The 5,945-nt window shown below is 64.2% G+C and carries 5 protein-coding genes; 2 read left to right on the top strand and 3 right to left on the bottom strand.

From position 1 onward, the window contains the following. A partial coding sequence (locus OEX18_15415) for a T9SS type A sorting domain-containing protein (GenBank protein MDH4338656.1) occupies window positions 1-552 on the top strand: 552 nt, incomplete at its 5' end. Between the two features lie 47 nt (window positions 553-599). On the opposite strand, the gene OEX18_15410 is transcribed toward OEX18_15415, so the two are convergent. From OEX18_15410 to OEX18_15400, 3 genes are all read right to left on the bottom strand, one after another. Next, window positions 600-1,358 carry a hypothetical protein gene (locus tag OEX18_15410; protein ID MDH4338655.1) on the bottom strand — a complete coding sequence of 253 codons (759 nt, stop codon included), beginning with the start codon at window positions 1,356-1,358 and terminating at the stop codon, window positions 600-602. A 139-nt stretch (window positions 1,359-1,497) separates the two neighbouring features. Then, window positions 1,498-2,244, bottom strand: a complete 747-nt coding sequence (locus OEX18_15405; GenBank protein MDH4338654.1) for an SDR family NAD(P)-dependent oxidoreductase — start codon at window positions 2,242-2,244, stop codon at window positions 1,498-1,500. Between the two features lie 44 nt (window positions 2,245-2,288). Further along, window positions 2,289-3,749 (bottom strand): mechanosensitive ion channel, encoded by a 1,461-nt coding sequence (locus OEX18_15400; protein MDH4338653.1) that lies wholly within the window; start codon window positions 3,747-3,749, stop codon window positions 2,289-2,291. A 296-nt stretch (window positions 3,750-4,045) separates the two neighbouring features. Between OEX18_15400 and OEX18_15395 the strand changes: the two genes are divergently transcribed. Further along, window positions 4,046-5,920 carry an Ig-like domain-containing protein gene (locus tag OEX18_15395; GenBank protein MDH4338652.1) on the top strand — a complete coding sequence of 625 codons (1,875 nt, stop codon included), beginning with the start codon at window positions 4,046-4,048 and terminating at the stop codon, window positions 5,918-5,920. The last annotated feature ends 25 nt before the right edge of the window (window positions 5,921-5,945 follow it).

Below are 5,945 nucleotides of genomic sequence, written 5' to 3'. Positions count from 1 at the left end.
CCGGACTCGCTGTGTTACGACATCTCGACCACGGCGACCTTCTCGGGAACCGTCGAGGTGTGCTTCGGATACGACGAAGCATCTCTCCCGGGACCGGAGGCCAACGTCCGCCTCATCCACTACGACGCCACGGCGATGCCGCCCGCGTGGGTGGACATCACCACCAGCGTCGATACCGACGCCAACCGCGTGTGCGGCGAGACGAGCACGCTATCGCCCTTCGTGATCGGCATCGGGAGTGTTACCGCGGTCGGCCCGGCGCCGGTTCCGAAGAGCCTCGCCCTGCGCCAGAACGTTCCCAACCCGTTCAATCCGACGACGGTCATCGGTTACGACGTGCCGGTCGATCGGACACCGGTGACCATCCGGCTGTACGACGTAACCGGGCGCCTGGTGAAAACACTGGTGGACGAGCCGCGCCCGGCGGGCGCGCACCAGGTGTCGTGGGACGGCCGCAACGGCCGGGGCGAACCGGTGGCCACGGGTGTGTACTTCTACCGGATGCAGGCAGGCACGTTCGTGCAAACGCGCAAGATGGTACTGCTGAAGTAGAATCGTGGTGAGCGCACGGTGGGGACTCCCCCACCGTGCGCATGTTCTCAGCCGAAGATCTTCTCGGTTCTCACATACACCATGTGGACCTTCTCCACCGCGGCGAGGATGGCGTCCTTGTCGTCCGTGCTGGCCGTAGCCACCAGCTCGTCCACCGCGTTCTCCAGTGACACCACCGCCGAATCAAAGCTCTTCTGCCGGTCCTCGAGTTTCTTCGGAAGCTTTGACTCCTTGAGCGCCGGGATGGCTTCCTTCATGGCCGCCGCCTGCGCGCGGATGTTGGGGAGGTCGTACTCGGGTGCGTAGTAGTGGTAGAGCTTGTAGAGCTCCCGGTGGAAGGCGTCCAGCGCCGGCACCACCGGACGGATGACGCGCACCAGACCCTCGAAGGCGGCGTGGTACGCCTCGGTCTGCTTGAGCATGGCTTCCTCGTCGTTGGCGTCCGCCGCCTTGTGCAACGCCGCCAGCGATTCCGTCAGCTTCACCTTGCCCTCCTCCCAGGCACCTTCCTTGTCGCGCAGAATTCCGGGCAGCTCCGCTGCATCCAGCTTGGCGGTGAGCTCGTCCGCCTGCGTGAGCAATTCCTTGATCAACGCGTAGTTCTTGGCGGGGTACGCGTCGTGCCAGAGCTGGTAGATGACCTCGTGCAGGTTGTCCAGTTCCGGCACTTCCGCCGTGGTCTCCTGCTTTGAAATCACGGGTGCGGTTTCGTCCTGCGCCTGCGCGCGGGCGTCCATCGCGAGTGCGCACACGAACCAGGCCGACAACGCCACCAGGGATACCAGAACCAGGGTCTTCTTCATCATGATCGGATTCCTTTGGGGTTAAAAAAAGACTGTGGTGTCCATTTTACCGCCACCGCCCGCCTGTTTCAAGGCCGCAACACTCCCCCAGGGGCTTGGGCCTGGATGCTGGAGCGGTGTGCCGCAGACGGCCCGCGCGAGCTCAGGGGTCGACGCCCAGGCCCGCGTAGTAGCCGGCGATGCGCTGGCTGGCGCCCGGGCGCGTGTACACGTCGGGCTTGCGGGACTCGATGACGCCGGCGATCACCTCCGCCACCTCCTCCGCGCTCTGCGACTCCGGAAAGCTGCGCGAGTCCGGCCCGCCGTGGAGCGCGCTGTTGCCGAAGTCGGTGCGCACCACGCCGGGCGATACCAGAGAGACCTGGATGTCGGGGTGCTTCTCCTGCACCTCGGCGCGGAAGGTGGTGGTCAGCGCGTTGAGGAAGTGCTTGGCGCCGCAGTACGCCGAACGCATGGTTGCAAACGGCACCCGCCCCAGCAGCGACGACACATTGATGATCTGACCCGTGCCGCGCGCCTGGAAGTGCGGCAGCACCTCCTGCATGCCGTACAACGCGGACTTCACGTTGAGGCGCATCATATGGTCCACGTCCTCGTCGGTCAGTTGCGAGGGCATGCGCGTGATGCCTCGGCCCACGTTGTTGACCCACACGTCGACGTGACCAAACTGCTCCAGCGCCGTGCCGACCACGCGCCGCACCTCGGCGCGATCGGCCGCATCCGCCACGATGGCGAGCGCGCGGCCGCCGCAGCGCGCGGCGACCGTCTCCAGCTCCTTCTTGCGGCGCGCCACCAGCACCAGCGACATCCCGCGGGCCGCCAGCAGTTCCGCCAGCGCAGCACCGATTCCGGCGCTGGCGCCGGTGATCACGACAACCGTGTTGCTCATTGGACTCTCTCCCTGCGCGAACGGCACGCGGCCGCCGCGCCCGCTCAGTCTCCGCCCATCTTCGTCAGCCAGCGATCCATCTGCTTGCCCGCCGCTTCGCGGCCGCCCAGTCCGAACGACAACGCGATGGCCACCGCGATGGCGCCGAAGGTGAACGCAAAGGCCATGTTCACGATGTCATTGGCAATCCCCATGGCCCGCAGGCCCATGGCGATCACCACACCCACGATGGCGACACGGGTGATATTGGCCAGGAATGCGCTGTGGGCGCCACCGGCGCGCTTCACGGCCGCGTACGCCAGGTTGGCCAGCCATACTCCCACCACGAAGATCACCGCGCCCAGCAGCACCTGGCCGCCGAACTCGATGAGCATGGTCACCACGTCGCGCACCTGTGTGAATGCCAGCTGGTTGGCGGCTTCGACAGTGGCAAACAGCATGGCGAAGAACAGCACCAGCGAGCCGGCCAGGCGCGAGGGCTGCATCGGCCCCGAGAAGAGATGTGCGACGTGCATCTTCTCCGCCAGGGTGTCGAAGCCCATTCCCTCCATGAGGCGGGTGACGATACGCGCCACGAAGCGGGCCACGTACCATGTGATGATGAGAATCAACGCGGCGGCCAGCAGATTCGGCACCGCGAGCAGCACCTTGTTGAGCATCTGCGTGGCGGGTTCCGAGATCGCCTCGATCTGGAGCGCGTCCAGCGCGGCAATCAACGCGGGCACGAAGACAAAGATCATCACCAGGGTGCCGGCGAGCCGGGAGATCCTCACCCGCTCGTCGAGACCCGCGCGCACGCTGGCTCCGTCCACGCCGGTGGCGGCCAGCACGTTGCTGGTGAGTCCGCCGAGTATCCGCCCCACCAGCCAGCCCGCAAAGGCAATCACCGCCGCGGCGAATATGTTGGGCACCATGGCGAGCATCTCGTCGATCATGCCGCTCACCGGTTCCAGCAGGCCGCTGAGGTCGAAGGCGCCCAGAAAGGCGGGCGCAAACAGCAGAATGACCAGCCAGAAGAGCACGTTGCCGGCGTTCTTGCTCATGGGCTGCATGCCGGCGTGCTCGGTGAGCTTCTCGTCGATCTGGGTTCTGCGCAGCACGCGGTTCACGACCGCGCGCAGCACCGTGGCGATGAGCCACGCCAGCACGATCAGGATGGTGCCGGCCAGCAGGCGCGGCAGGTAGCCCATGATCTGGGTCACCAGAACCTGGAACGGCCCGGACAGCAGGGGCAGGTCCAGCGTGTTGAACACGGCCAGCAGCGTGACCAGGATGATCAGCCAGAACGCGCCGGTGGCGATGGCGGATTCGACGTTCATCTCGCGCTCGGTCGTTTCCGCGATGTGCTTGTTGAGCTTGAGCAGTTCCAGCCCGCGCTTGACGCCCGCGCGCACGACCACGGCCGCAATCCAGCCGAGGATGAGGATGCCGAGTCCGGCACCGATGGCCGGCAGGTTGGCACCCAGGGTGGTTTGCAGGGAAGTTCCCAGTGTGGACAGATCCATAATGCCTCCTTGCAGCCAGCGCCGCGGGCCTCGGTGCACGAGCATTGGATGGGACCCGGTAAACCCGGTTTCTCGGCAGTTGATACCTTTTGTCGGTGTGTCTCCATCCTAGGTCGGTCTCCGCGCCAGCGTCAAGTTCTGGATTCATCAGTAGTTGTCGGGATACTTGACCTTGACGCTGGGATCGGTGAGGTCGAGTGCGCGGAGCACGAATGATGCACATGCATCATGGCCAGACTGCTTCCGGGGGGCGCACAATCGCCTTGCAGGCGCTCCCACCTTCAGGAGGCGGAATCATGTTCAAACACTTCAAATTCGGCACCTTGGCGATGGCAGCCCTCGCCCTGGCGGTCCTGAGTTGCAGCGACGACGGCGGCCCCGGCGACGGCTCAACCGACACCACGCCACCGGCGGTCACCAGCGTGACGGCCCCCGACGCGGGGCACATCGCGGTAAAATTCTCGGAGTCCGTGCAGCGCGCATCGGCCGAGAACCTCCCCTTCTACACCATCATCGAGAGCACGCCCGGGTATGCACCCGCCAGTCCGGGCGACACGCTGCACCTTGCCTCGGCATCGCTCATGAGCGATCTGCGGACCGTGCTGCTCACCACGATCTCGCTGATGGATACGATTGCGTATGACTTCAGCGTCAAGGGGGTCAAGGATCTCGCGGGTAACAGCATACTCACGCCGATCACAAAGACGTTCACCGGGTCGAACGATCCGGATGTCACTCCGCCCGCGCTCGTCGCGCGTTCGCCCGCACCCAATGCGGTCAACGTGCCCGTGGGCACGCAGATAACGATGCAGTTTTCCGAAGCGGTCACCGCCGCTTCCTTTTTCATGGGGTTTTCGTGCGTTTCGGAGGCGGGTCCGTTGGAGTTTCTGGCGGATAGCCCCGACAACGGCGTTCACGTGATCGTGTACCCGCAGAACTTGTTGTCACCGGGCGTCAAATACAACGTGAAGCTGGAAGGCATCCAGGATTACTCCGGCAACACCATGCCTACGGTGACCTGGTCGTTCACCACGACATCCACCGTGGACATCACGCCCCCGGCCCTTGTTTCCACGATTCCGGCCGACGGCGCCACCAGGGTGAGCATCCATACCACGCTGTCGATGACGTTCTCGGAGGCGATCAACCAGACTGAGATCTACATCGACGTGTACCCCGAAATCGGTGACGGCGAGGTGGTGTTCACCAACAGCGGCAAGACGCTGACCTTCACGCCCGACATCCCGCTCGCCGCCGATCAGCAGTACATCGTCACGCTCGCCCCGGGCGCGGTGATGGACCTGGCGGGCAACGAAAACACGGTTCCGTATGTCATCCGCTTTACCACCGGCGAGGCCCTCGCGACCGGCCATATTGCGGGAACCATCACGGGCGATCCCCTGTCCGACAGCGCCTCGGATCCGACCGGCGCGTACGTCGTCGCGGCAACGGCATCGCCAATGGAGACGGATAACTTCAAGTTTGGCGCGATTGATGTCGTTGCTGGTAACAACACGTACAATCTCAGCAGTCTCGTCGACGACACGTATTACCCCTTCGCCATCATGGATTCCAACAAGGACGGCGTCGTCGATCCATCACAGGGCGATGCGATCGGCATGTGGGGCGTGGATATTCGCGCGGGTGACATGTCACCCGACAGTGTGACCATCGCCGGCGGCAATCACGTTGCCAACGTGAACTTCCCGCTTTTCGATCCCAGTGCGGTCACTGGCCACGTAACGTATAGCGGCATTTATTCAATGGGCGATATCCGCATCGGTCTGTTTGACGCGGACAGCTTTGATCCCACCGGACCGCCACTCTACGGGACGATGGTGTTCTGGCCTGCCTACTCCCATTGGGAGTTCAACACTCTGGATGGAATGGCGGACGGCCGCTACTACGTGGCCGCGTACATGGACGTGAACTACAACTCCATGTACGACCCGGGCGTGGACCCGGCCGCCGTCTACGGTGGCACGACGCCCACGCTGGTCTGGGTCCAGAAGGGCCATGATTTCAACAACATCTATCTCACACTGCTGGACCCGGCGCCCCCCTCCCCGACGGCCAACGCCTCTCCGGGCGTGAAATGGCCGGTCAACCAGAAGAACGAGCGTCCGGGATTCGAGCGCATGCGCTCGATCATGGAAGGACGAATTCGGTAAACCTCCGCTGGACGGAAACGGCGCC

Source organism: Candidatus Krumholzibacteriia bacterium (genome assembly GCA_029865265.1).
GTDB lineage: Bacteria > Krumholzibacteriota > Krumholzibacteriia > WVZY01 > JAKEHA01 > JAKEHA01.
This window is presented reverse-complemented; position numbering and strand designations above follow the sequence as displayed.

Coding starts and splice junctions, on each gene's coding strand:
- OEX18_15400 (MDH4338653.1), bottom strand. CDS start 3,749: ATGGATCTGTCCACACTGGGAACTTCCCTGCAAACCACCCTGGGTGCC.
- OEX18_15405 (MDH4338654.1), bottom strand. CDS start 2,244: ATGAGCAACACGGTTGTCGTGATCACCGGCGCCAGCGCCGGAATCGGT.
- OEX18_15410 (MDH4338655.1), bottom strand. CDS start 1,358: ATGATGAAGAAGACCCTGGTTCTGGTATCCCTGGTGGCGTTGTCGGCC.
- OEX18_15395 (MDH4338652.1), top strand. CDS start 4,046: ATGTTCAAACACTTCAAATTCGGCACCTTGGCGATGGCAGCCCTCGCC.